This window comes from Streptomyces griseorubiginosus, from assembly GCF_017614965.1.
Classification (GTDB): domain Bacteria; phylum Actinomycetota; class Actinomycetes; order Streptomycetales; family Streptomycetaceae; genus Streptomyces; species Streptomyces griseorubiginosus_B.
On sequence record NZ_WVUG01000030.1, the window covers coordinates 1 to 23,759 of the forward strand.

The 23,759-nt window shown below is 71.8% G+C and carries 23 protein-coding genes; 12 read left to right on the plus strand and 11 right to left on the minus strand.

Annotated features, from left to right (window positions below; all coding sequences use genetic code 11):
- From GRC12_RS08720 to GRC12_RS08730, 3 genes are all read right to left on the minus strand, one after another.
- The coding region (locus GRC12_RS08720; protein ID WP_208778605.1) for an APC family permease at positions 1 to 1,279 on the minus strand (1,279 nt) is incomplete at its 3' end.
- A gap of 163 nt (positions 1,280 to 1,442) precedes the next feature.
- Positions 1,443 to 2,918 carry an MFS transporter gene (locus GRC12_RS08725; protein ID WP_208778606.1) on the minus strand — a complete coding sequence of 492 codons (1,476 nt, stop codon included), beginning with the start codon at positions 2,916 to 2,918 and terminating at the stop codon, positions 1,443 to 1,445.
- A gap of 97 nt (positions 2,919 to 3,015) precedes the next feature.
- Positions 3,016 to 3,750: a DUF4097 family beta strand repeat-containing protein gene (locus GRC12_RS08730; RefSeq protein WP_244372407.1), complete on the minus strand. Its 735-nt coding sequence runs from the start codon at positions 3,748 to 3,750 to the stop codon at positions 3,016 to 3,018.
- A 394-nt stretch (positions 3,751 to 4,144) separates the two neighbouring features.
- Between GRC12_RS08730 and GRC12_RS08735 the strand changes: the two genes are divergently transcribed.
- On the plus strand, positions 4,145 to 5,347 hold the full coding sequence (locus tag GRC12_RS08735) for a carbohydrate-binding protein (RefSeq protein ID WP_208778608.1): 1,203 nt from the start codon (positions 4,145 to 4,147) through the stop codon (positions 5,345 to 5,347).
- 73 nt (positions 5,348 to 5,420) lie between these two features.
- On the opposite strand, the gene GRC12_RS08740 is transcribed toward GRC12_RS08735, so the two are convergent.
- Complete coding sequence (locus GRC12_RS08740; RefSeq protein ID WP_244372410.1) at positions 5,421 to 5,849, minus strand: hypothetical protein; 429 nt, start codon at positions 5,847 to 5,849, stop codon at positions 5,421 to 5,423.
- A gap of 54 nt (positions 5,850 to 5,903) precedes the next feature.
- Positions 5,904 to 6,824 carry a PfkB family carbohydrate kinase gene (locus tag GRC12_RS08745; protein ID WP_208778610.1) on the minus strand — a complete coding sequence of 307 codons (921 nt, stop codon included), beginning with the start codon at positions 6,822 to 6,824 and terminating at the stop codon, positions 5,904 to 5,906.
- Between the two features lie 52 nt (positions 6,825 to 6,876).
- Between GRC12_RS08745 and GRC12_RS08750 the strand changes: the two genes are divergently transcribed.
- Positions 6,877 to 7,344 (plus strand): MarR family winged helix-turn-helix transcriptional regulator, encoded by a 468-nt coding sequence (locus GRC12_RS08750; RefSeq protein ID WP_208778611.1) that lies wholly within the window; start codon positions 6,877 to 6,879, stop codon positions 7,342 to 7,344.
- Positions 7,341 to 9,086 carry an MFS transporter gene (locus GRC12_RS08755; RefSeq protein ID WP_208778612.1) on the plus strand — a complete coding sequence of 582 codons (1,746 nt, stop codon included), beginning with the start codon at positions 7,341 to 7,343 and terminating at the stop codon, positions 9,084 to 9,086. Before GRC12_RS08750 ends, GRC12_RS08755 begins: the two co-directional genes overlap by 4 nt.
- Before the next feature lie 4 nt (positions 9,087 to 9,090).
- Here the strand turns inward: GRC12_RS08755 and GRC12_RS08760 are convergent, their stop codons facing one another.
- The 3 genes from GRC12_RS08760 to GRC12_RS08770 form a co-directional block, all read right to left on the minus strand.
- Positions 9,091 to 9,939, minus strand: a complete 849-nt coding sequence (locus GRC12_RS08760; RefSeq protein ID WP_208778613.1) for a lysozyme — start codon at positions 9,937 to 9,939, stop codon at positions 9,091 to 9,093.
- 61 nt (positions 9,940 to 10,000) lie between these two features.
- A complete protein-coding gene (locus GRC12_RS08765) occupies positions 10,001 to 10,171 on the minus strand; it encodes a hypothetical protein (protein ID WP_208778614.1) in 171 nt (56 codons plus the stop codon).
- A 90-nt stretch (positions 10,172 to 10,261) separates the two neighbouring features.
- Positions 10,262 to 11,179, minus strand: coding sequence for an SGNH/GDSL hydrolase family protein (locus GRC12_RS08770; RefSeq protein ID WP_208778615.1), 918 nt, complete (start codon positions 11,177 to 11,179; stop codon positions 10,262 to 10,264).
- Positions 11,180 to 11,588: 409 nt separating this feature from the next.
- Between GRC12_RS08770 and GRC12_RS08775 the strand changes: the two genes are divergently transcribed.
- The 4 genes from GRC12_RS08775 to GRC12_RS08790 all read left to right on the plus strand — a co-directional run bounded on the left by GRC12_RS08775 (position 11,589) and on the right by GRC12_RS08790 (position 15,949).
- The gene (locus tag GRC12_RS08775) at positions 11,589 to 12,023 is read left to right on the plus strand and encodes a DUF485 domain-containing protein (RefSeq protein WP_208778616.1); all 435 of its coding nucleotides are present in this window, start codon (positions 11,589 to 11,591) and stop codon (positions 12,021 to 12,023) included.
- Positions 12,020 to 13,630: a sodium/solute symporter gene (locus GRC12_RS08780; RefSeq protein WP_208778617.1), complete on the plus strand. Its 1,611-nt coding sequence runs from the start codon at positions 12,020 to 12,022 to the stop codon at positions 13,628 to 13,630. Before GRC12_RS08775 ends, GRC12_RS08780 begins: the two co-directional genes overlap by 4 nt.
- A 230-nt stretch (positions 13,631 to 13,860) precedes the next feature.
- Positions 13,861 to 14,412: a hypothetical protein gene (locus tag GRC12_RS08785; RefSeq protein WP_244372413.1), complete on the plus strand. Its 552-nt coding sequence runs from the start codon at positions 13,861 to 13,863 to the stop codon at positions 14,410 to 14,412.
- A 211-nt stretch (positions 14,413 to 14,623) separates the two neighbouring features.
- Positions 14,624 to 15,949 (plus strand): alpha/beta fold hydrolase, encoded by a 1,326-nt coding sequence (locus GRC12_RS08790; RefSeq protein ID WP_208778619.1) that lies wholly within the window; start codon positions 14,624 to 14,626, stop codon positions 15,947 to 15,949.
- Positions 15,950 to 15,988: 39 nt separating this feature from the next.
- Here the strand turns inward: GRC12_RS08790 and GRC12_RS08795 are convergent, their stop codons facing one another.
- Positions 15,989 to 16,669: an alpha/beta fold hydrolase gene (locus GRC12_RS08795; protein ID WP_308286504.1), complete on the minus strand. Its 681-nt coding sequence runs from the start codon at positions 16,667 to 16,669 to the stop codon at positions 15,989 to 15,991.
- A gap of 201 nt (positions 16,670 to 16,870) precedes the next feature.
- On the opposite strand from GRC12_RS08795, the gene GRC12_RS08800 reads away from it, so the two are divergent.
- Positions 16,871 to 17,548, plus strand: a complete 678-nt coding sequence (locus GRC12_RS08800; RefSeq protein ID WP_244372416.1) for an FAD binding domain-containing protein — start codon at positions 16,871 to 16,873, stop codon at positions 17,546 to 17,548.
- 4 nt (positions 17,549 to 17,552) lie between these two features.
- Here GRC12_RS08800 and GRC12_RS08805 read toward each other — a convergent pair whose 3' ends face one another.
- Positions 17,553 to 18,071 carry an adenylate kinase gene (locus tag GRC12_RS08805; protein WP_208778621.1) on the minus strand — a complete coding sequence of 173 codons (519 nt, stop codon included), beginning with the start codon at positions 18,069 to 18,071 and terminating at the stop codon, positions 17,553 to 17,555.
- 85 nt (positions 18,072 to 18,156) lie between these two features.
- On the opposite strand from GRC12_RS08805, the gene GRC12_RS08810 reads away from it, so the two are divergent.
- Positions 18,157 to 19,929, plus strand: coding sequence for an MOSC and FAD-binding oxidoreductase domain-containing protein (locus GRC12_RS08810; protein WP_208778622.1), 1,773 nt, complete (start codon positions 18,157 to 18,159; stop codon positions 19,927 to 19,929).
- Positions 19,930 to 19,950: 21 nt separating this feature from the next.
- Here GRC12_RS08810 and GRC12_RS08815 read toward each other — a convergent pair whose 3' ends face one another.
- Entirely contained in the window at positions 19,951 to 20,691 is a 741-nt protein-coding gene (locus tag GRC12_RS08815; RefSeq protein ID WP_208778623.1) for a GntR family transcriptional regulator, read from the minus strand.
- 212 nt (positions 20,692 to 20,903) lie between these two features.
- Between GRC12_RS08815 and GRC12_RS08820 the strand changes: the two genes are divergently transcribed.
- The 3 genes from GRC12_RS08820 to GRC12_RS08830 are packed head-to-tail and all read left to right on the plus strand — an operon-like array spanning position 20,904 to position 23,757.
- Positions 20,904 to 22,055, plus strand: a complete 1,152-nt coding sequence (locus GRC12_RS08820; protein WP_308286506.1) for an ABC transporter substrate-binding protein — start codon at positions 20,904 to 20,906, stop codon at positions 22,053 to 22,055.
- On the plus strand, positions 22,052 to 22,954 hold the full coding sequence (locus tag GRC12_RS08825; protein ID WP_208778624.1) for an ABC transporter permease: 903 nt from the start codon (positions 22,052 to 22,054) through the stop codon (positions 22,952 to 22,954). The genes GRC12_RS08820 and GRC12_RS08825 overlap by 4 nt, the downstream gene beginning before the upstream one ends.
- On the plus strand, positions 22,939 to 23,757 hold the full coding sequence (locus tag GRC12_RS08830) for an ABC transporter permease (protein ID WP_208778625.1): 819 nt from the start codon (positions 22,939 to 22,941) through the stop codon (positions 23,755 to 23,757). The genes GRC12_RS08825 and GRC12_RS08830 overlap by 16 nt, the downstream gene beginning before the upstream one ends.
- The last annotated feature ends 2 nt before the right edge of the window (positions 23,758 to 23,759 follow it).

The following is a 23,759-nucleotide window of genomic DNA, read 5'->3' on the forward strand; positions in this document are numbered from 1 at the left end:
CCTTGTAGGGGCGGGGGACGTCGGGGGCCTTGCGGCGCAGGACCGGCAGGGCCGGGAAGATGCCCAGGTAGCTGACGAGCGTGGTGGAGACGGCGAGGCCGAGGACGGCGCCGAAGAGCTTCGCGGCGCTTCCGTGGGTGAGCTCGTGGGCCAGGACCAGGACGAGGGTGGAGACCAGCCCGCTGAGGATGTTGACGCGTACCGGGGTGCCGAAGCGGCTGGAGATCACGCCGAGGAAGCGCGGGGCCGCGCCGTCGTAGCCGGAGACGGCCAGGGCGCGGTCGGAGCCCATGACCCAGGTGACGCCGGAGGAGAGCACCGTGAGGATGAACATGATCGCGGACAGGTCGCCGAGCACGGTGCCGGCGCCGCTGAGCGTGACGCCGCCGTCGGCGGAGACGTGGCCGCCGTAGACGGTGAAGACCTGCCGCATCGCGTCGAGGAAGCCGCCGAGGCCCGTGATGGCCTTGACCGGCAGGACGAGCAGGATGCCGAGGATCGGCAGGGCGTAGAGCAGGACGGACAGGACGGCGCTGCGGAAGATGGCGAAGGGGACGTCCTTCTGGGCGTCGGTCATCTCCTCGCCGGCGGTGTTGGGCAGTTCGAAGCCGACGTAGTTGAACATCAGGACGGGCACCAGGGCGACGAATCCGGCGTACGTCGGGGAGAAGTCGCCGCCCCCGAAGCCGTGCAGGCCGTGCTTGATGCCGTAGATCACGACGGTGAGGGTGAACAGGCCGAGCAGCACGAAGCGGCTCCAGGCGCCGAGGGTGGGGATCCACTTGCCGATGTCGAAGGAGAGGATCGCGGCGAGCACGCCCACCCAGACGAACAGGAGGGTGAAGACGTAGAAGGCCGGGGTGCTCAGGTCCTTTCCGTCGTTGAAGAAGGTGGTGTAGGCCGTGACGGCGGAGACGGACAGGGTGCCGCCGAGCCACACCGGGTTGGTGATCCAGTACAGGAAGTTGTTGACCGCTCCGGCGAGGCGTCCGAAGGCGCGGCTGGTCCATATGTAGGGGCCGCCCTCGTCGGGAAAGGCGGCACCGAGTTCGGCGGTGAGCAGCGCGGAGGGGACGAAGAAGACGGCGGCCAGCACGAGGAGCCAGGTGAACGCCTCGGCGCCGTTGGAGGCGACGCTGCCGATGGTGTCGACGCCGACGATGGTGCACAACAGGAAGAAGAGGATGTCGAAACGGCCGAAGTGCTTGCGCAGCTTCTGCCGTTCGGTCTGGGCCGCCGGCGGCGGGGCCGGCTCGAAGGTGGTGGGGCCAGCAGTCACCAGGGCTCCTGTGTGCTCGTACCGACAGGCGAGATTTGGCCAATGATCTGGCGGTATCGGACGGCCCACAAGCGGTCATGGACAACTCTTGACCATCGATTCTCCGGGCGGACGCACCGGTAACCGCGACGAAACAGGGGAGCGTTGCACACGCGCCGCTGATTCAGCCGTGGCCGGCGTGCAGGTGGCTGTGGGAGACCTCGGGGGGACAGGGCTCCCGCTTCGGGCGGCGGTGGCGGCGCCAGTCGTGGACGGCGAGGGTCAGACCGGCGAGGACGGGCAGGACGCCGAGGCCCACGGCGGTGGCGACGGCGGTCCGGTAGTCGTGCTGCGCCGCGCCCAGGACCAGGTAGAAGACGCCGGGCAGGGCCGCCGTACCGATGGCGCCGCCCAGGCGCTGACCGGTCTGCAGGGCGCCGCCGGCGGCCCCGGCCATGCGGACGGGTACGTCCCGCAGGGTCATGGTCACGTTGGGAGAGATCACGCAGCCGCTGCCCACGCCGCCGACGAAGAGGACGGGGATGGTGAGCCAGGTCGCGACGTCGGCCGGAGCGAGGCGCAGGACCAGGGCGGTGCCGCCGAGGCCGAGGGTGACGCCGATGAGGCCGCAGACGGTGAGCAGCCTGCCCAGCCGGTCGACCAGGCGCCCCGCGATCGCGGCGGCGAGGGCGGAGCCGAGGGCGAAGGGGGTCACCGCGAGTCCCGAGCGCAGCGGCGAGTAGTCCAGGCCGTTCTGGAAGAAGAGGGCGAACACCAGCCATACGCCGCTGAAGCCGATGAAGTACAGGGTGGCGATGCCCGCGCCGATGGCGTATCCGCGGACGGTGGTGACGAGGCGGGGGTCCAGCAGCGGCTGGCCCTCGTGGGCCAGGACGCGCCGCTCCCAGCGCGCGAAGACGGCGAGCAGGGCGAGGCCCAGCGGGAAGAGCCACCACAGCCGTCGTACGCCGCCGGACTCGGCCAGGACGAGGGGGAGCATCAGGGCGAGGACGCCGGAGCCGAGGAGGGCGACGCCGCCCAGGTCGAGGCGTTCCCGGTGGCCCGGGGCCGTGCTGGGCAGCAGGCGCATGCCCAGCAGCAGGGCGGCCATGCCGATGGGCACGTTGACGTAGAAGATCCAGCGCCAGCCCTGGGGACCGTCGGCCAGGGTGAGGATGAGGCCGCCGACGACGGGGCCGATGGCGCTGGAGATGCCGACGGTGGCCCCGAACAGGCCGAAGGCGCGGCCGCGTTCGGCTCCGCGGAACATCTGCTGGATGAACGCGGAGTTCTGGGGGGCGAGGCAGCCCGCGGCGACGCCCTGGGCGAGGCGGGCGGCGACGAGCAGGGCGATCGAGGGGGCGGCGCCGGCGGCGGCGCTGCACACGACGAACGCGGTCAGCGCCAGGAGGTAGATGCGGCGTCTGCCGATCGCGTCGCCGACGCGGCCCGCGGTGACCAGGACCAGGGCGAAGGCGAGGGCGTAGCCGGAGACCACCCACTGGATGGCGGGGGCGGAGGCGTGCAGGTCGCGTTGCATGGAGGGGAGCGCCACGGCGACGATCGTGACGTCGAGCAGGCTCATGAACCCGGCGACCAGAGTGACCCACAGCGCTTTCCAGCGTCGTGGGTCGGGTGTGTCGTTCGCCTGGGTCGGCACTGCTCCTCCTTCGCGGACCGGGTTACCGGTGCGGCGGGTACCCGGAGAGGCGGGAGTGTCCCGTGACGTGGTGCGGGGAGTGGGGGCGGGCGCGGGTTCACTCCTGGTGGGCGTCGATGTCGCCGTTGACCGTGGTCAGCGTCATGGTAGGGCCGGTGCGGGCGTTGTGCGTGGGCACGTCGACCGAGGTGCGGCCGTTCTGTGTCCCGGCCGTCACGGCGTAGGCGGGAGGGTCGTGCGGGACGGTGACGTCGACGGAGCCGTTGGTGGTCGTCGCGGAGACACCCGAGGGGGCGGTGGTGCAGGCGAGCGTCACGTCTCCGTTGACGGTGCTCGCGCGCAGCCGGTCCGCGGCGAGTCCGTCGGCGCGCACCGAGCCGTTGCGGGTGGTCAGGCGCAGCGTGGCGGTGTCGTCTCCGGCGCGGGTGACGGTCACGTCGCCGTTGACGGTGGTCAGGTCCAGCGCGGCCGCGATCCCGGCCGCGTCGATGCCGGCGTTGCGGGCGCCGACCGTGACGCTCATGCCGTCGGGGACCTTGACGTAGGGCATGCGGGGGCACGGGCCCGAGCACGACAGGTCGAGGGTCCAGATGTGGTCGTGGTGGGACCAGGCGGTGTGGACGTGGTCGTCGACGGTGACACGGTGTCCGTCGGCCGGACGCAGGCGCAGGCCGTTGTCGGTGGTGATGACGAGGTGGTCGCCGGATGCCGGGCGCGCGGAGGTCGCGGCGGCCGAGGTCCGGGACGCCTCGTGTGCGTCGTCGCCGCACGCCGTGGTCACCGCGAGGAGGGGCAGGACCGCCGCGAGCAGCAGCGCGGGTGTTGAGGGCATCGCCTTCATGGGCGTACGAGTGCCCCGTGCCGGTGTCCGCATGACGGGGTGTCGGAAGCAACGAAAGGGCCCCGCACCGGAATTACCGGAGCGGGGCCCACAAGAGCGCCGGGCAGGCCTTGCACCTGCATTTCCCCGCAGGAAGCGGGGCGTCTTTCCTTGGACCACCAACGCACGACCAAGTGGCGGGAGTTCCCCGGCCGCTCGCTCTGCGTTCATCCTATCGCACCTCAACCGCCCCGCTCACCACACCCGTTGACGCCCGCACCGCACTCCCGACGGTAAAGCCAAGGTATGGTCTAGACCAAAAGGCGCTTTGGTCTAGACCGAGGTATGGACGCGGCCGGCGGGACGACCCGAAGCTGGGGCACCCCCACTTCACAGGAGGCACACCGTGAAACGCCTTCGCGCATGTCTCGGCGCGGCCACCGGCGTCATGCTGACCGCCGCCGGAACCACGGCCCTGGTCGCGGGCCACGCCTCGGGCGCGACCACCGCGCTCGACAACCGCTGGTACGCGGCGGCTCCGTACCTCATGCCGCTCGACAACGACCCGCCCGACCCCGCCGCCATCATGGACGCCACCGGCCTCAAGGCCTTCCAGCTCGCCTTCGTCCTCGCCCCCAACGGCGGCGGCTGCTCCCCCACTTGGGGCGGTACGGCACCAGTCTCCTCGGACACCGCCGTGCAGTCCGTCATCGACACCATCCGCGCCAAGGGCGGCGACGTCTCGATCTCCGTCGGCGGCTACGGCGGCACGAAGCTCGGGCAGACCTGCTCGGACGCCGCCGCGACGGCAGCCGCCTACCAGCAGGTCATCACCAAGTACGGGCTGCACGCGATCGACTTCGACCTGGAGGAGCCGGAGTACGAGAACACCGCGGCCATCAGGAACGAGATCGGGGCGGCGAAGATACTCCAGCAGAACAACCCGGGCCTGTACGTCTCCGTGACCACCGCCGGCACCGCCGACGGCACCGGCTGGTTCGGCAAGCAGATGCTGCTGGAGGCGAAGTCGCAGGGGTTCACCCCGAACAACTTCTCCATCATGCCCTTCGACGGCGGCTTCAACGGAGCGGCCTCGCAGACGAGCGCGCTCACCGACTTCAACGCGATCCTGCAGTCCACCTTCGGCTGGGACCAGGCGACGGCGTACGCCCATGAGGGCTTCTCCGGCATGAACGGGCGCAGCGACTCCGGGGAGATCTTCACCCAGGCCGACTTCCAGACCGTGCTGGACTACGCCACGGCCCACAACATGGACCGCTTCACCTTCTGGTCCCTCAACCGGGACCGCCAGTGCAGCCCGGTCGACAACGGCGGCCGTACGTCCGGCACCTGCTCCAGCGTGGCGCAGAACTCCTGGGACTTCGCGAAGTACTCGGTGAAGTTCGCGGGTGCCACACCGCCGTCCACGACGCCCACGCCCCCTCCGCCGCCCACCGGGTGCAAGACCGCCTGGAGTTCGAGCGCGGTGTACACCGCCGGGGACGAGGTGTCGTACAACCGGCACAACTGGAAGGCCAAGTGGTGGACGCAGAACGAGGTGCCCACCGCCTCCGACTGGGGAGTCTGGCAGGACGAGGGGCCCTGCTGACGGACCGCCGGAAAGAGCCGGGCACGGATCAGGTCGTCGACCGACCGCTCCGTGCCCGGTCGCTCGTCGCGCGTCAGATACGGCCGCCGGTCAGACGAGTGATCGGGCCGAGGGAGCGACGGCCGGCGCGGCGGCCCGCCGCGTACGTCGTGGCGCCGAGCGCCGTCAGGCCCGCTCCCACGCCCGCCGCGAGGGCCTTGCGGTGGGCGATCGCCACCCACGCCGTCTTGGCGACGGCGGCGGCCTGACCGGAGGCGGCGATGACGGCCTGGCGGCCGGCTTCGACACGCTCGGTCGCGGACTGGGCGACCGCGGCGGTCGTCCCCGCCGCACGCTCGGTCGTGTCCGCGGCGGTCGACGCCACGTCAGCGGTCTTCTCGGCGGCCTTGTCCGCGGCCTTGGAGGCCGGAGCGGTCGCCTTCGCGGTGGTCCGGCGGGCCTTGGCGGCCGTGCTGCGCGCGGATCCGGAATCTCGACTCGTGTCGTTGTTCGATGGGCTCATGGAATCCGCGTTGCCGCTCGATGCGACGGCAAACACGTTCCGGCCGACACAGTGTCACGCTCCGCGCATCCAGGCGCGGGTGCCGAAGGAGGCGCACGCCCTGGAGGCCACTGCGGCCGCCTGACGCAGGGCGTCGGCGAAGGTCCGTGACGTCAGGTCGCCCGGTCCGGCCAGGTGATGGGCGAGGGCACCGTGCAGGATGTCACCCGCGCCCAGTGTGTCCGCGACCGGCACCGCGGGCACCTCCACCGTTCCGGAGCCGTCGGGTCCCGCCCACTCGACGGGCCCCGCTCCCGCGCTGACGGCCGACCAGGTGACGCCGTGTTCCCGCAGGTACCGCAGCGTGTCGGCGGGCGTGCGGGTGCCGGGCGGGTGGAAGTCGGCCGAGCAGACGGCGACGTCGATCAACGGCAGCAGATCCTGTGTCCCGTCCTTCCAGCTGCCCCCGTCGAGAAGGGTCGTACGGCCGGCGGAGCGGGCCGCGCGTGCGGCGGCCAGGGCGAGTTTCCCGTGGTGTCCGTCGAGTTCGACGATGTCGCAGGCCGCCACCAGGGCGTCGAGGTCGGCGGGCGGGGTCAGGCGGTGGCGGGTGGCGTTGGTCGAGGCGACCGCCCGCTCACCGGTGGAGGCGGTGACCAGGACGGAGGAGACGGCGGGCGGTTCGGTCGACTCCGCCGCCAGGTCGGTCACCGTCACGCCCAGCTGTCGCAGATCCGCCGTGACGGCACGGCCCAGGGGGTGGGAGCCGATCGCCGTGAGCAGACGCGCCCTGCCGCCCAGGTGGGTGAAGGCCACGGCCGCGTTCGCCGCCGGGCCGCCCGCGGCGATGGTCTGCTCGCGCGAGCTGAGCTTCTCGTCCGAGCCCGGGACGTGATCCACCAACTGGATGACGTCGAGGGTGCACAGGCCGACGAAGAGCCCGGCGGGGTGTGTGCGTGTCGTCGCTTCCACGCGTCCAGCATGCCCCGTGGGCATTTACTAACAATTGATTGAGCAGTCCAGGCTGATAAACCTAGCCTTACTACTTATGAAGACGTGGACAGAGGCATCCCCAGAGGGTGGGCGCGAGGCGCGGGACAGCGTCCGGCTCGCCTCCGACCTGCGGCTCGCGGTGGGACGCGTGACCCGGCGGCTGCGGCAGGCCCACGCCGTGGGTGATGTGTCGCTGTCCGGCGTGTCGGTCCTGGCCCGGCTCGCCGCCGACGGCCCCGACTCGCCGACCTCGCTCGCCGAGATGGAGCGCGTCCGGCCGCAGGCGATGGCCGGCACGCTCGCGCTGCTGGAACGACGCGGCCTGGTCCGCCGTACCCCCGACGCCACGGACGGCAGGCGCAGCATCGTGGCCGTCACCGAGGAGGGGCGGGCCATGCTGGCCGAGCGGCGGTCGGAGTCGGTGGACCGGCTGGGCGCCGTCCTGGAGGGCTTCAGCGCCGAGGAGCGCGCCACTCTCGCCGCGGCCCTGCCCCTTCTCGACCGACTGGCGGAGCGGCTGTGATCGCGCGGCGCAAGGACGCCCCGGCCGGGCCCGGCTACAAATGGGTCGCGCTGTCGAACACCACGCTCGGCGTGCTGATCGCCACGATGGACGCCTCCATCGTGATCATCTCGCTGCCCGCGATCTTCCGCGGGATCGGCCTCGACCCGCTGGCGCCGGGCAACATCGGCTATCTGCTGTGGATGATCCTGGGCTATCTGCTGGTCTCGGCCGTGCTGGTCGTCGTGCTCGGCCGGCTGGGTGACATGTTCGGCCGGGTCCGGATCTACAACCTCGGCTTCCTCATCTTCGCGTGCGCCTCCGTGGCGCTGTCACTGGACCCGTTCCGGGCCGGGGCGGGGGCGCTGTGGCTGATCCTGTGGCGGATCGTGCAGGCCTTCGGCGGCTCCATGCTGACCGCCAACTCGGCCGCCATCCTCACCGACGCCTTCCCGGCCCGGCAGCGCGGCATGGCGCTGGGCATCAACCAGATCACCGCGCTCGCCGGCCAGTTCCTCGGCCTGCTCGCGGGCGGTCTGCTCGCCGCCGTCGACTGGCGGGCGGTGTTCTGGGTGAGCGTCCCGGTCAGCGTCACCGGGACCATCTGGTCGTATCTGAGCCTGCGTGAGACCGCGTCGGGCCGGCGCGGCCGCATCGACTGGCTGGGCAATCTCACCTTCGCGGCCGGCGCCGGGATCCTGCTGGCCGGCATCACCTACGGCATCCAGCCCTACGGCGACAGCGCCACGGGCTGGGCGAATCCCTGGGTCCTCGCCGGCCTGATCGGCGGCGTGACCCTGCTGCTGGCGTTCTGCCTCATCGAGACGCGGGTCGCCGAACCGATGTTCCACCTGGCCCTGTTCACGGTGCGCGCCTTCACGGCGGGCAATCTGGCCGCGCTGCTGACGGCGATCGCGCGCGGCGGGCTGCAGTTCATGCTGATCATCTGGCTGCAGGGCATCTGGCTGCCGCTGCACGGCTACGACTTCGAGGACACCCCGCTGTGGGCGGGCATCTTCATGCTCCCGCTCACCGTGGGTTTCCTGCTCGCGGGACCCGTGTCCGGCTATCTGTCCGACCGGTTCGGCGCGCGGCTGTTCTCCACCGCCGGTCTGTGTCTGGTCGCCTGCTCGTTCCTCGGCCTGCTCGCGCTGCCCGTCGACTTCGCATACGGCCCGTTCGCGGCGCTGTTGCTGCTCAACGGGCTGGGCCAGGGCATGTTCTCCTCGCCCAACACGTCCTCGATCATGGGCAGTGTGCCGCCCGAGCACCGCGGGGTGGCCTCGGGCATGCGGTCCACGTTCCAGAACTCCGGGACCGCCCTGTCCATCGGGGTGTTCTTCTCCCTGATGGTGTCGGGGCTCGCCTCCTCGCTGCCCGCCACGCTCACCAGCGGTCTTCAAGCGCACGGCGTGCCGGCCGGCGCGGCCGAGCACGCCGCCTCGCTGCCGCCGGTGAGCACGCTGTTCGCGACGTTCCTCGGCAACAACCCCATCGAGCATCTGCTCGGATCGGGCGGCGTCCTCGACCAGGTCACCATGAGCCAACGTGCCGCCCTGACGGGCCACACGTTCTTCCCGCGCCTTGTATCGGGGCCGTTCCACCACGGTTTGACCATCGTGTTCGGCGTCGCGGCGGGCATGGCCCTGATCTCGGCGCTGGCCTCCGCGCTGCGCGGGGCCCATCACGCGGAGTACGAGCGTCCCACCGCGTCCGCCGACGGCCAGGAGGCGGCACGGCCCCGCCACAACACGCCGTCGTGAACGGTCAGTCGGCCGCGAAGTCGCGCAGCTCGTCCTTGGGACCGTTGAACCTGTCGTGGTCGCCGACCGTGGGGCCGGAGGAGGTGTACTGCCACATCGTGTACGAGGACCAGCCGGCCGGGAGCGCGCCCACCGAGGAGGCGTAGCGGGCCACCCACAGGGGGTTGGTGGATCCGAAGGCGGCCGAGTCGCCCGTGCAGGTGCTCCACCAGCTGGTGGCCGTGTAGATGACGGCGGCGCGCCCGGTGCGGGCCTTGTAGCGGTTCACGAAGTCCCGGATCCAGGACACCATGCCGCTCTTGGACTTGCCGTAGCAGGAGTCGCCGTAGGGGTTCCACTCGATGTCGAGGGCGCCGGGAAGCGTCTTTCCGTCGCCGGACCAGCCGCCGCCGTGGTCGACGAAGTAGTCGGCCTGGGCGGTGCCGCTGCTGGTGTCGGGGGTGGCGAAGTGGTAGGCGCCGCGCACCATCCCGGTGTCGTAGGAGCCGCCGTACTGCTGGGCGAAGTACGGGTTGCGGTAGGAGGTGCCCTCGGTGGCCTTGACGTAGGCCCAGCCGACGCCGCTGCTCCACAGGGTGGACCAGGAGGCGTTGCCCTGGTAGCTGGAGACGTCGACGCCCTCGGTCTGGGCGGAGCGGGTCAGCGGGGCGGCGTCCGCCCGGGTGTCGGCGCCGTCGTGGGCGAGGACGCCCATGCCCATGTAGGCGCTGCCGCGCACGGGTATGGGTATGGACTCGGCCGACGCGGACGCGATCGGCAGGGTGGACAGGGCCAGGAGGAGACCGGCCGTGACGGCGGTCGGGCGTATGCGCGAGCGGGCGCGCCTGCGGGTGTTTGGTTGCACATCAGCCATCTGACCCGCAGTCGCGCCCGCTCGCACGTCATGCTGCGCCCAACGAAGCAACGACCCGCCGTCAGCGTCTGCGCCAGTTCCACCCGCTGCCGATGCCCGCCACGTGCAGGGCCAGCGCCGTCAGCCCGAGCAGCATGACGTTGGTCGAGGTGAAGGTGTCGTTGGTGGAGATGTCGGCCGCGTTGATGAGGAACGCGATGAAGAACAGGACCGCGGAGAGGATCGCCAGCATGATGTCCGTCCAGTCGGTGGGTCGGGGGTCTCGTACCGTGTGGGGTCCGAATGCCCCCGACTCACCGGCTCACGCCGACGGCCCGCTGCTTCAGCGGCCGTGGCCCCGGTCCAGCCGTTCGAGCACCGCTCCCGCCATCGCCGCCTCGCCCTTGGCGTTGGGATGGGCGGGAGCGGCCGGGGAGGCCGGCCGCAGGGGCTCGATCCAGCGGTCGGCGGGCGCCTTGCACATGTCGTGGCCCCGGGTGGGCGCGTAGGTGTCGACGTACTCCGCGTGGTTGAAGAATGCCGTGAGACGGAGCATCAGGTTGAGCCGCTTCTCGGTGTCACGCAGATAGGGGAAGTCCTTGGCGGCGAAGGGCACCGTGGGGTAGCAGCCGCTGCCGTCGTCGGGCAGCAGGTCGGGGTAGCCGACGACCACGACACGCGCGTGCGGCGCCCTGTCGTGCACGGCCCTGAGCACCCGGGCGACCTTCGGCGCGGTCTGCAGCACCGCGAGGGCGAGTTGGTCGACGCCGGAGGCGGTGTAGTGGCGCTGGCAGGGGTTGCCCGCGAGGTCCTGGGCGGAGAGCTGGGCACAGGTGGCGATGATGGAGCCGAAGCCGATGTCGTTGCCGCCGATCTGGACGGTCACCAGGTCGGTTCCGCGCTCCACCGCGTCGAGTTGGGGGCCGTTGGTGCCCTGCGGCTTCCACATCTCCTCGGTCGTCGCGCCGGCACAGCTGACGTCGTCGAGGACCGTGCCCTGTCGCTCGGCGGCGACCAGCGAGGGGTAGTTGTGGTCGGAGCGGGCGCAGTTGGCGTCGACCTGGGTGGGGATCACGGGACCCGAGGTGTAGGAGTCGCCGAGCGCCACGTACTCCGTCTTCTTGTGTCCGCCGGGAGAGCCGTGCGCGGTGGCCGGGGTCCCGGCGGCCAGGACGAGGGCGCAGCTGCCGACGGCGGCCGCAACTGCCGTGGCCCGTCGGCGTCTTGACGGTGATACGGCCGGCTGCGTGTCACGCTTCATGGAGACCTCCTGGTCCGAGCCGTCAGGGCGGAACGCGGCCGCGCACGGTCGTCGCACGTTCAACTGGGCTTGTATACCGGTGAGTAGAGCCTGTCGGCCAGGGGCGTACAGCGACGAATTCAGGTGTTTGCGGTGCGGAACGGGCGAGTCCGCCCTGTCGCCGGCCGCTCGCCCGTCACGCAAACCAGTTCGACGCGCCCTCGTCCGGCCGAGCACTCCGATGGGCACCCGCCACACCTGTCACAGACGCAACATCCGAGGTCAGCGGCCGGACGGGCCCTCACCAGGGAGTTCGGCGGAAGTCGCTGCGCGCGGTCCGCCGCCCGCATAGCGTGCGGTATCCCGAACCGCTCCCCCACGTCCCCGCGGTCCGCACCTCTTGGGCCCTGACCCACCAGGAGATCTTGGGATGTCCTCCGACAGCTCCGAGTTATACCCGGCGCAACACCGGCCCGGCCGGCACGCCTTCGTCTCCCCCGCCGCCCACTCCCCCGCTCCGCGCGAGGTCCGGCGGCTGCCGGTGCCCACCCGCTCGTGGACCGGCCCGCACCGGGACCTGCGGCTGCTGCGCCGGGCGGCGCGCCGACTGCGCCGCGTGGCCACGTTCGCCGCCCTCGGCTACTTCGCCGCCTTCCTCACCCTGACCGTCGCCCGCCCGTCCGTCATGACCCGCCCCGCGCCCGGCGGCCTGCCCACCGGACTGCTGCTCGCCCTGGTCCAACTCCCGGTCACCTGGCTGGCGGTGCTCGTATACGAGTTCACCGCACGCCGGTACGTCGACCCACTGGCCCGGCAGGTGCGCCGGCACGCCCACGGCACCGTCGACGGGGAGCCGCGGCCGTGACCGACTTCGACGGCACCGCGCAGTCCTGGTCGCTGGTGGCGTTCTCCACGGTCGTCACCCTCACGCTGCTGCTGTGCGTGCTCACCGGCCCCGACCGCGACGACCTCGACGAGTTCTACACCGGCTACCGCTCCCTGTCGCCGCTGCGCAACGGCCTGGCCATCGCCGGCGACTACATCTCCGCCGCGACCGTGCTCACCATCGGCGGGGTCATCGCGCTGTGCGGCTACGACGGGGTCGTCCTGGCCCTGAGCACCCTGCTGTCGCTGTTGCTCCTGATGGTCCTGCTGGCCGAACCCCTGCATCACACGGGCCGGTTCACCATGGGCGACGCGCTGGGCCGGCGCCTGCCCGGGCGCGCGGTGCGCATCACGGCGTGCGCGGTGACGCTGGCCGCGCTCGTGCCGATGATGGTCGTCCAACTGGCGGGCGTGGGACAGCTGCTGGCGTTCATCCTCGGCTTCCACGACAGCGCGATGCGCACCGGCTGCGTCGTCGGGGCCGGAGCGCTGATGATCACCTACGCGGCGATCGGCGGGATGCGGGGCACCGCGCTGATCCAGATCCTCAAGACGGTGGTGCTGCTCGGGTCAGGGCTGGTCGTCGCCGCGCTCGTGCTGCACACCTTCGGCTGGAGTCCGCGCACCCTGTTCCAGGCGGCGGCACACCGCAGCGGGGCGGGTGACGGCTACCTGCGCTACGGCCTGCAGTTCGCGAGCGGGCCGCACCGCGGCCTGGACATGGTCAGCACCCAGTGCGCCATCGTGCTGGGCGGAGCCTGTCTGCCGCATGTCACCATGCGCATGTACACCGCCGGCAGCGCGCGGCAGGTGCGGCGCGCGATGTCCTGGGCGGTGTCGACGGTCACCCTGTTCATCGCCGTCATCACCGTCGTGGCCGTCGGTGCCACGGCCCTCATCGGGAGCACGGGCGTCGCCGCCGCCGATCCGCGCGGCAACACCGCCTATCTGCTGGGCGCGCGGGCCGCGTTCGGCATGCGCCTTTCGCACGCGGAGAGCCTGTTGTTCACCGCGGTCACCACGGCGATCTTCCTGACGCTGCTGGCGTCCGTGGCCAGCATGACCCTGGCCTGCGCCAACTCCCTGGCCCACGACGTCGTCGCCACGCGCCGGCCCACCCCACCGCAGCGCGAGACGGCCCTGGCCCGGCTGGCCGCCCTGGCCGTGGGCCTGCCGGTGATCGCGCTGGCCGTGCTCGCCCAGCACCGCAGCCTCCAGCCGCTGGCCACCCTCTCGTTCTGTCTGGGTGCCTCGGCCATCGCGCCCGCACTCGTCTACAGCCTCTTCTGGCGGCGCTACACCCGCGCCGGACTGCTGTGCACCCTGATCGGCGGCAGCATGAGCGTGCTCGTCCTGATCACCGGCACCAACCTGGTCTCCGGTACACCTCAATCAGCCTTTCCCGACGTCGACTTCAACTGGTTCCCCTTCACCACGACGGCCCTGGTCTCCGTACCCGCGGGCTTCCTGTGCGGCCTGTTCGGCACCCTGCTGTCCGGCAGAAGGGCGACCAGGCGGGAGCGGGAGCGGTACGAGGCCGTGGAGCACCTGCTGCTCGCCGGTCCCGCACGCCCCAAGAGCGGATGACGGCAGGGCATGGCACGTGGCCGGATTCCCTCCCCCGGCCCGGCGAGCCACCGCGCGCTGGGTATTCCTGCGGAGGTCGAGGCAGGCGGCGTTGGGGGGCTGACACTGTGGCAGGCCGAGGGTGGACTTCCGGGCCCTTCTCATCGCGTCACCCACAGAGACGTCAGCCTGTACGCGCCCCGCTGGCCGAGGCACCCGACGGCCCGCGCTTTCGTGACGTCCTGCCGGCGTTGGCGGGACTGGTCGTGGTGGTGTGCGCGGTGGTCGCCGTGCTGGCCCTGGGATACCGGGCCGCGGGGATCGGGGTTCCGCTGGCCGGTGTGGTCGTCCTGGCCATCGCGGTAACGGTCGTCGTGCGGCGCCAGGGCCCGGTCATGCGTCGGCGCCTCGGGTACTACACGCCCGAGGAACTCCTCGAACTCGACACCCAGGGACTCGCGTTGGCGGTGGCGCGGATGCTGCGCCGGGACGGGTGGCGGGTACGGCTGCTGCCGGCCGCCGACCGGCCGCGGCTGTGCGCCCTGGACAGCAGCGGACGCCGGCTGGACGTCGCCTTCCGGCCGGTCGCCGAGCCCCTGCCCGACGAGGACCTGCCCCATCCGCACACCCACCGGGAGAACGGCCAGTCGCCGCTCCACCTGGTCGTGCACCGCGGCTCGTTCGGCGCGCGCGACGTCCGGTGGGCGCGGCGGCAAGGCAGGACCTGTCTGCTGGACGGCTCCCTCCTCAGGCGTTGGGGCCAGGGCACGCGGCTGAACGAATTGCTGCCCACAGGCTTGTGACATCCCGTGGACGCCTATATTACTGAAACGTAACCTACTCGGGGGTACCGCCGGTAACACCCCCGCGGGTACGGTCCTGACACTTCGTCTAAGAGTGCGCGAGCTGCGGTGGGACGACCGCGCCTCGTGCCGTCGGCCCCTGCCCCACCGGGCCGCAGGACGCCCGAGCCGCAGATCGAGGCTCGGCCTCCCCCCACTTCGGAGGTCCGTCATGCCCGTTTCCGCACGTCTGCTCGCCGTGGCCGTCACGACCGCCACATGTCTCGGCGCCACCGTCGTACCCGCAGCCGCCGCGTCGCCCACCGAGGCCGTGGTCTCCCGCGGTGTCACCATCCCGGAGTTCTACAACCCGCCCGCCACCCTCCCCTCGGCCGACGGCGCCCTGGTGCGCAGCGAACCGCTGCCCCTCGCGCTGAGCCTGCCCGGCGTCAACGGCCCCCTGCCCGGCACCGCCACCCGCCTGATGTACAAGTCGACCGACTCGCGCGGCGAGGCGATGGCCGTCACCGGCGCCTACATCGAGCCGTCCGCCGCCTGGAAGGGCACCGGCGACCGGCCGCTGGTCGCCGTCGCACCCGGCACCATGGGACAGGGCGACCAGTGCGCCGCCTCCCTCGGCCTGGAGCACCCGCTCACGGCCAACGGACAGACGGTGTCCATCGGTTACGAGGACCTGGCGATCTACCGCCTGCTCGCCGAGGGCGTCGCCGTCGTCGTCACCGACTACGCCGGCCTCGGCACCACGGACCGGCTGCACACCTACGTCAACCGCGTCGACGAGGCCCACGCCGTCCTCGACGCCGTCCGCGCCGCACGCTCACTGCCCGGAACGTCCCTCACCCGCACCTCGAAGGTGGCCCTCTTCGGCTACAGCCAGGGCGGCGGGGCGACCGCGGCCGCCGCCGAACTCCAGCCGGCCTACGCCCCGGACGTCACCCTCGCCGGAACCTCCGCGGGCGCCCCGCCCGCCGACCTGGTGGAGGTCACCAAGGCCATCGACGGCAGTGAACTCGCCGGCGCGCTGGGCTGGTCCGTCAACGGCTTCCTGCAGTCCGACCCCGCCCTCAAGCCGATCGCCGAGGCCCACCTCAACACGAAGGGCAAGGCGGCCCTCGCGGACCTCTCCACCATGTGCGTGGGCGACGCCCTGTTCGCCTACAACGGCAAGCACAGCACCGGTTGGACCACCGACGGCCGCTCCATCAGCGACATCATCCAGTCGGAGCCGGCGCTCACGGCCTTCCTCGACCAGCAGCGCATCGGCAGGATCGAACCGTCCTCGCCGGTCCGCGTGTCCACCGGCACCAGCGACAACCTGGTACCGCACGCGCAGGCCCGGCAACTCGCCGTGGACTGGTGCGCCAAGGGCGCCGACGTGACGTACAAGCCCATCGCGCTGCCGAACCTGGGCAGCGCGCTGATCAACCACTTCACGCCGCTGCTGACCGACCAGGGCGACGCGATCGCGTGGCTGACCGACCGGCTCGACGGCAAGGCCGCCACCTCCAACTGCGGTGTTCTGTCCGGCCTTTCCTGACAGCGCAACAGCGCTGACACCGCTCCAGCGCTGACACCGCTAGAGCTGTACGGCGCCCTCCGCCGCGCAGGCCTCGGCGGCCAGCCCGCCGGCCACCGGATCCGGCCGCAGCATCTGGGTCACCACCTCGGCGGTGGCCCGGTGCCAGTCGCCGCTGCGCCGGATCATCCCGTGGTCCCCGCCCCGTACCGCCACCAGGCCCGCCGCCATTCCGGCGGCGCGGGCCCGGTGGACGTAGTCGACCGAGTCGGCGTAGGCCGTCACCCGGTCGCGGTCGCCGTGCAGGAGCACGGTGCGGACGTGGTCGAGCTGGTCGACGGGGTCCTCGGGCGGACACCACGGGGCGAGCGCCACCACGCCCCGCACCGTCGGGTGGGCCGCGGCGCGCAGGGCGGCCCGGGCGCCCATCGAGTGGCCCACGAGGACGACGGGCGCACCGGCCGTCAGCTCCTGGAGGTCGTCGAGGGCGCGCAGGGCGTCCTCGGCGGGGTCGCCGTCGTTCCAGCCCCGGTAGCGGTAGCGGACCTGCCCCAGCAGGACGTCCTGCGCCGCCGTCGCCGCGGCGGCCCGCAGCACCGGGTGCATGCGGAGCGCGGCGACCTGCCAGGGGCGCGCCGTACGACGGCTCTCCTCCTGGCCGCCGTGCAGGGTGAGGACCGCCGCGGTCGCGCTCCGCAGCGGGGCATGGCGCACGATCAGTGCGGACGTGTTGCGCTCCACGCGCCCATCCTGCCTCATGCCGATGACACCCCCGTTTCGCCCACCGCCACGGGGGGCGCACGCGATGAACCAGTGAGCCCTGTACGCGCCTCCACCGGGACGGGGACGATGCGCTGTGTCGGTGCTCAACCCGTCGTGAAAGCAGGTCGGCTCCCGTGCTGTTGCGTCTTCCCGAAGTCCGTGTCCGAAGCGCAGGAGTGCATGGCTCAGGGAGCGGTGCCCGTCGGCGGGGCCACGCTGGTGTGGGCCAGCTGGCAACGGGACGGGTTCCCCGAGCAGGCGATGTCCCTGCGCAACGTCCCGGAGGCCACCGTGATCGCGCCCGGCACCCTGGGCGGCGCCGTCGTGCTCAACCGGATCGACGAGCGTGTTCCCGAGGTCCTCCGCGAGGCGGCGGCCTCCGTCGGCACCGGCGCGGTACGCCGCACCGCGACCGTCGGCGGCAACCTCGTCGGCAGCACCCTGCGCTGTCTGCTGCCCGCCGCCCTGGTGCTCGACGCCCGGGCGACGGTCCTGGAGCCGGAGGGGGCACGGGAGACGGACCTCGCCGAAGTCCTCGCCAAGCAGCACCTGTTGCTGAGCCTGCACTGGTCCGACCCCGTCACCAGCGCCTACCGCAAACTGGCCGGCGAGGCGGGCGGCCCGCCGCCGTTCGTGGTGGCCGGCGCGGTGCACCGCGGCCCGGACGGCCGCCTCCTCCTGCGTCTCGCCGCCCGCGACGGCTACGAGGTCCTCGCCGGTGCGGCCGTCTGCGACGCCGGGCCCGAGCAGGCCCTCACCACGCTGCGTGAGACGGCCGTCGGCACGCTCAACGACGACCGCTGGGAGGTCGTACGACGGCACGCCACGGATCTGCTCGCGCGTCCTGCCGTGCGCTGACCGCCTACAGGGCCGCCAGCCAGGCGGCCGTGTCGCGGGGGTGGCGCAGTCTCACCGTGTCGAGGGGCGCGAAGCGCCCGTCCGCGGAGCGGCGCGCGATCTCCTGATGGCGTGAGGTGTGCTGCGTCCACGCCCACCAGGCCGGGTGCTCCCTGCTCAGCCAGCCCGACCAGGTCTCCCGGTTGCCGCCGAAGAGGACCTCGCGGGTGAGGGAACGCCGCAGCGAGCGGCGCAGGACGCGCGGCATGACGACCCGGCGCGGATAGTCCAGCCACACCACCGTGTCCGCCCGGTCCCACAGCAGGTCGCGGACCTCGGGATATCCCAGCGAGTCCACGATCCACCGGGGTTCCGCCGCCATCCGGGACACCGTCTCCACCAGCTCGCCGTTGACGGCCCACCCGGGGCCGGTGAAGTACAACGCGTCCATTTCGTGGTACGGCAGATCCAGACGCCGGCTCAGGGAATGAGCCAGCGTGGACTTGCCCGCGCCCGTGACACCCACCACCAGGATCCGTTCCACCGGCACACCGTACGGGACATGTCCTGCGGACACCGGCGTGCGGTGGAACGATGGGGGCACTGCGCGGGCAGGAGGGAGCGGACCCTTGGCCACTCTGGTCGCCGTGAACGTCGGCATGCCCCGGGACGTCCCCTGGCACGGGACGACCGTCCGGACCGGGGTGTGGAAGCAGGCCGTCACCGGCCCCCGGATGGTGCGCCGGCTCAACGTGGACGGCGACGGACAGGGCGATCTCGGCGGCCACGGCGGTGAGCAACGGGCCGTGCTGGTCTACCAGTTGGAGTCCTACCGGTACTGGCAGGAACATCTGGGCCGGGACGACTTCGTCCATGGGCAGTTCGGGGAGAACTTCACCGTCGAGGGCCTCTCCGACCGTGAGGTGTGCATCGGCGACCGCTACCGGATCGGCGGCGCGGTCCTCGAGGTCACCCAGCCCCGGGTGACCTGCTACCGGGTGGGGCTGCGGATGGACGAACCGCGGATGGCGGCACTGCTGGTCGCCCACGGCCGTCCCGGCTTCTACCTGCGGGTGATCACCGAGGGCGAGGTGCAGGCCGGCGACGACATCGTCAAGATCTCCACCGGCCCCGAAGCCATGACGGTCGCGGAGATGGACGCCCTGCTCTACCTCCCCGGTCATCCCCGAGAGCAACTGCTGCGCGGGCTGCGCATCCCCGCGCTGAGTCCGGGCTGGCAGGGTTCCCTGCGGGCTCTGCTCGACGACGCCGACGGCGAGGGCGCCGCCGGAGGCAACCGGGGGCTGACGGCGGCCGCGACGAGCCCGCCACCGGCCTGGCCGGGATTCCGGCCCCTGCAGATCACCCGGATCGACAGCGAGAGCCGCAGCGTCTTCTCCCTCACCCTCGCCTCGGACGACGGCCACCCCCTTCCGCCGGCGCGACCGGGACAGTTCCTCACCGTGCGCCTGCGGCCGGATCCTGGAGGGCCGCCGGTGATCCGCAGCTACTCCCTGTCCGGGCGTCCCGGTGCGCCCACGTACCGGATCAGCGTGAAGCAGGAGCTGCACGGGCTCGCCAGCACACATCTGCACGGCCACGCGCGGGTGGGAGACGTACTCGATGTCGCGGCGCCGCGCGGCACCTTCGTCCTCGCCGACGGCCCGACCCCCGTCGTCCTGGCGTCCGCCGGCGTGGGAGCCACGCCGGTGCTGTCCATGCTGCACGCACTGGCCGAGGCCGGTCCGTCCCGCCCGGTGTGGTGGCTGCACGGAGCCCGGAACGGACACGACCACGCCTTCGCCCGCGAGGTGCGCGACCTGCTCGACCGCCTGCCGTCCGCGCGCGCCTGCATCGCCTACAGCCGACCGGGCGAGGGCGACCGGCTCGGCGTGGACTACACGGTGGCGGGCCGTCTCTCCGCCGCCCTGATCCGCGGCCTCGACCTGCCCGCGGACGCCGACGCGTACGTCTGCGGACCGGCCGGATTCATGCGGGACGTCTCGGACGCCCTGACCGAGGCGGGCATCGCCCCGGCCCGCGTCCACACCGAGCCCTTCGGAGCCCTGGCCGCCATCCGGCCGGGTCTCCTTCCCACCTCCGCCCGGACCCCGCACGTCCCGGCCCGTCCGCCGGGCGACGGAACCGGGCCGACGGTCTCCTTCGCCCGCAGCGGCATCACCGTGCCCTGGGACTCCGGCTACGGCACGCTGCTGGACCTGGCCGAGGCCTGTGACGTCCCCACCCGCTGGTCCTGCCGCACCGGCGTCTGCCACACCTGCGAGACCGTCCTTCTCCAGGGCCGGGTCGCGTACATGCCGGACCCCCTCGACGAACCCGCCGAGGGAAACGCCCTCATCTGCTGCTCGCGGCCGTCGGGGGATCTGGTCCTGGACCTGTGACGTCCCGGCGTGGACGCCGGCTCAGTCCGCGGTCTTGCGGGCCAGCGCGTTGTTGTCGATCGAGTTGTGCACGCTGAAGCTCACGGCGTCCGAGCGGTAGCGGTCGTCCGACCACTCCACCGGGCGCCCCTCGCGGGTGGTGGTCACCCGACGTACGCGCAGGAGGGGGCTGGTACGGCGGATGCCGAGCAGTTCGGCGTCCTGGGCACCGGCCGCGACCGCGTCGATGACGTGCTCGCCGTAGGCGAAGACCAGACCGGTGCTCTCGTACAGGCGTTGGGTGACCGAGGGGGCGTCGGGATCGATGGTCTCGACGGCGGGCGCTATCCAGTCGGCGTACACCGTGCGCTCCAGCAGCACCGGCTCGCCGTCCAGACCGCGCACCCGCAGGACGTGCAACACCGGTGTGCCCTCGCGCAGTTGGAGGCGGGCGGAGTCCTGCGCGGTGGCGGGGAGGTACTCCTGGGCGACGACGTGGCCGGTGGCCTCGCGGCCCATGGCGTGGGCCCACTGGGCGAAGCTGCGCAGTTCGGCGAAGCTCTGGCTGCGGCGGCTGGCCAGCACGACCCGGCGGGCGCCCTGGCGGGAGCCGATCAGACCCTCCGCGGTCAGCGCGGCGACGGCCTGGCGCACGGTGCCGCGCGAGACGCCGTAGTGCGCGGCGAGTTCCGTCTCGGCGGGCAGCCTGCTGCCGACCGTGTACTCCTCGCGGTCGATCGCCCTCCGCAGTTCGTCGGCGATCTCCTCGTGTCGCGCCGGCATCGCTTCCCTCCGATTCGGCCGTTGTGCACAGCGTGATCAGCGTAATCGAGTCGAGACGCTGATCGCGCCCACCCAGAACTGTGCAGGAAATCAGGGTCCAGGGTTTCGCCATTGTTTACGGACACGACACCATCGGACGCCTTACTGAGGCCAACTTGTTCAGACAAGTTTCGAGTCTTGTGCGTCCCCTGCACCCCCTTTCTGGAGTCACCGTGTCCCAGCCGAGAACAGCCGCCCTGGCCGGCTCCCTCGCCGTCGTAGCCGCGCTCGCCCTGAGTGCCTGCGGCGCCGCTCCCGACAACGCGTCGACGACCGCCGACGGCAAGAACGCCGCCACCGCCACCTCCGCGGCCGACTTCGGCGGCATGGACGCCCTGGTCAAGGCGGCCAAGAAGGAGGGCACGCTGCACGCCATCGCGCTGCCCCGCGACTGGGCCAACTACGGCGCCCTGATCGACGGCTTCACCAAGAAGTACGGCATCAAGATCCAGGTCGAGAACCCCGACGGCTCCAGCCAGGACGAGATCAACGCCGTCACCTCCCGCAAGGGCCAGAACCGGGCGCCCGACGTCCTCGACCTGGGCTCCTCCTTCGCCCTGAGCGCCGCCCAGCAGGGCCTGCTCGCGCCCTACAAGGTGACCTCGTACGCCGACATCCCGGCCGGGCAGAAGGACCCGCAGGCCCGCTGGTACAACGACTACGGCGGCTACATCTCCATCGGCTGCGACGCGGGGCGCGTCAAGGTCTGCCCCACCACGTTCGCGGACCTGCTCAAGCCCCAGTACAAGGGCCAGGTCGCCCTCAACGGCAACCCCACCAAGTCGGGGTCGGCCTTCGGCGGTGTGTACGCGGCCGCGCTCGCGAGCGGCGGCTCCTTCGACGACATCCAGCCCGGCCTGGACTTCTTCGCCAAGCTGAAGAAGAACGGCAACTACACCCCCGTGGAGTCCACTCCGGCGACCGTCGAGAAGGGCGAGACGCCGATCAGCATCGACTGGGACTACCTCAACGCCGGTTACGCCGACGAGTTCAAGTCCAATGGCGTCGACTGGAAGGTGGCCATCCCCTCCGACGGCCAGTACGCGCAGTACTACTCCCAGGCCATCAACAAGGACGCCCCGCACCCGGCGGCCGCCCGGCTGTGGCAGGAGTACCTCTACAGCGCCGAGGGCCAGAACCTGTGGCTCAAGGGCTACGCCCGGCCCGCCCTGATGGCGGCGTTGGAGAAGGCCGGCACCCTCGACAAGGAGGCCGCCGCCAAGCTGCCGAAGGTCACCGGTACGCCGTCCTTCCCGTCCGAGGCCCAGCAGAGCAAGGCCAAGACGGTCATCGCGCAGGGCTGGGCGAAGGCCGTCTCCGGATGACGGCCACCCTCACGGGCGTGGACGTGGCGCCGCCGGTCACCTCGGTGAAGCGGCGGCGCCGGGTCCCCGGCTGGCTGGCCGTCGTCCCGCTCCTCGTGTTCACCGCGATCGCCTTCGGGCTGCCGGCGGTGGCCATGCTGAACGGCGCCTTCAGCATCAAGGACCAGGCCACGGGCGCCACTTCCTATGGCACCGGGAACCTGACGACCTCGCTGCGCGGCGCCTACCTGACCGCGCTGCTCGGCAGCGTCAAGCTGTCCGCCGTCTCGGCCGGCCTCGGCACCCTGCTCGGGCTGCCGCTCGCGCAGGTGGTGGTCACCTCCCGCTTCCGCGCGCTGCGCGAGGCGGTGCTGACCGCGTCCGGGGTGCTGGCGAACTTCGGCGGTGTCCCGCTGGCGTTCGCCTTCGTGGCGACCCTGGGCAACGCCGGTGTGCTGACCCGGCACCTGGGGCTGACCCAGAAGGGCTGGGACCTGTACAGCTTCTGGGGCCTGGTCATCGTCTACCTGTACTTCCTGATCCCGCTGATGGTGCTGACCATCACGCCCGCGCTGGAGGGCCTGCGCTCGCAGTGGCGGGAGGCGGCGCAGAACAACGGCGCCACGGCCGTGCAGTACTGGCGCCACGTCGCCCTCCCGGTGCTGCTGCCGTCGCTGCTGGGCGGGCTGGTGCTTCTGTTCGGCAGCGCCTTCGCCGCGTACGCCACCGCCGCGGCCATGGTGGGCAGTTCGGTGCCGTTGGTGACGCTGCAGATCGCCGACGCCATCTCCGGCAACGTGCTGGTCGGCCAGGAGAACGTGGCGCTCGCCCTCAGCCTCGACATGGTCCTGGTCGCCGGTCTGGTCATGGCCGTCTATCTGCCCCTGCAACGACGGAGTGCGCGATGGCTCGACGCCTGAACGTGTGGCGGTGGGTCGTCCTCGGCCTTGCCGCGCTGTACTTCCTGGTCCCGCTCGCCGCGTCCGTGGTCTTCACGGTCGACGTGCCGGGGCAGGGCGTCACCTTCGACGCCTACTCGCAGATCGTCTCCACCGCCGGCTTCGGCTCCAGCCTGCTGCTGTCGCTGGAACTCGCGCTGGCCACCATCGCGATCGTGCTGCTGCTGATGGTGCCCGCGATGGTCGCGCTGCGCCTGGGCGCGCCCCGGCTGCGGCCGGTGGTGGAGGTGGTGTGCTCGCTGCCGTTGGTCGTGCCGCCGATCGCGTTCGTCGCCGGGATCGCCACGGTGCTCAAATGGGGCCCCGACCACCTGTCCCGTACTCCGCTGTTCGAGACGTTCGTGGCCATCCAGAACCCGACCTTCCCGTTCGTGCTGGTCCTGGCGTACGTGGTGATGGCGCTGCCGTTCGTGTACCGGGCGCTGGATTCCGGGCTGCGGGCCGTCGACGTGCGCACGCTGGTCGAGGCCGCCCGCAGCTGCGGGGCGGGCTGGCCGCAGGCGCTGGTGCGGGCGGTGCTGCCCAATCTGCGCGGGGCGCTGCTGAACGCGGCCTTCCTCACGCTCGCCCTGGTGCTGGGCGAGTTCACGGTCGCCCAGCTGCTGGGGTTCCAGCCGTTCGCCGTGTGGATCTACAGCGTCGGCGGATCGCAGGCCCAGCTGTCCGTCGCCGTGTCCGTGCTCAGTCTCCTGGTGACCTGGGCCCTGCTCCTCGCGCTCGCCGGTGTCGGCGGGCGCACCCGTACCGCTTCGTCCCGAGGGTGAAC

Coding starts and splice junctions, on each gene's coding strand:
- GRC12_RS08775 (WP_208778616.1), top strand. CDS start 11,589: ATGTCCTCCGACAGCTCCGAGTTATACCCGGCGCAACACCGGCCCGGC.
- GRC12_RS08770 (WP_208778615.1), bottom strand. CDS start 11,179: ATGAAGCGTGACACGCAGCCGGCCGTATCACCGTCAAGACGCCGACGG.
- GRC12_RS08800 (WP_244372416.1), top strand. CDS start 16,871: ATGGCTCAGGGAGCGGTGCCCGTCGGCGGGGCCACGCTGGTGTGGGCC.
- GRC12_RS08740 (WP_244372410.1), bottom strand. CDS start 5,849: ATGAGCCCATCGAACAACGACACGAGTCGAGATTCCGGATCCGCGCGC.
- GRC12_RS08750 (WP_208778611.1), top strand. CDS start 6,877: ATGAAGACGTGGACAGAGGCATCCCCAGAGGGTGGGCGCGAGGCGCGG.
- GRC12_RS08830 (WP_208778625.1), top strand. CDS start 22,939: ATGGCTCGACGCCTGAACGTGTGGCGGTGGGTCGTCCTCGGCCTTGCC.
- GRC12_RS08730 (WP_244372407.1), bottom strand. CDS start 3,750: ATGCCCTCAACACCCGCGCTGCTGCTCGCGGCGGTCCTGCCCCTCCTC.
- GRC12_RS08825 (WP_208778624.1), top strand. CDS start 22,052: ATGACGGCCACCCTCACGGGCGTGGACGTGGCGCCGCCGGTCACCTCG.
- GRC12_RS08760 (WP_208778613.1), bottom strand. CDS start 9,939: ATGGCTGATGTGCAACCAAACACCCGCAGGCGCGCCCGCTCGCGCATA.
- GRC12_RS08815 (WP_208778623.1), bottom strand. CDS start 20,691: ATGCCGGCGCGACACGAGGAGATCGCCGACGAACTGCGGAGGGCGATC.
- GRC12_RS08745 (WP_208778610.1), bottom strand. CDS start 6,824: ATGCCCACGGGGCATGCTGGACGCGTGGAAGCGACGACACGCACACAC.
- GRC12_RS08765 (WP_208778614.1), bottom strand. CDS start 10,171: ATGCTGGCGATCCTCTCCGCGGTCCTGTTCTTCATCGCGTTCCTCATC.
- GRC12_RS08790 (WP_208778619.1), top strand. CDS start 14,624: ATGCCCGTTTCCGCACGTCTGCTCGCCGTGGCCGTCACGACCGCCACA.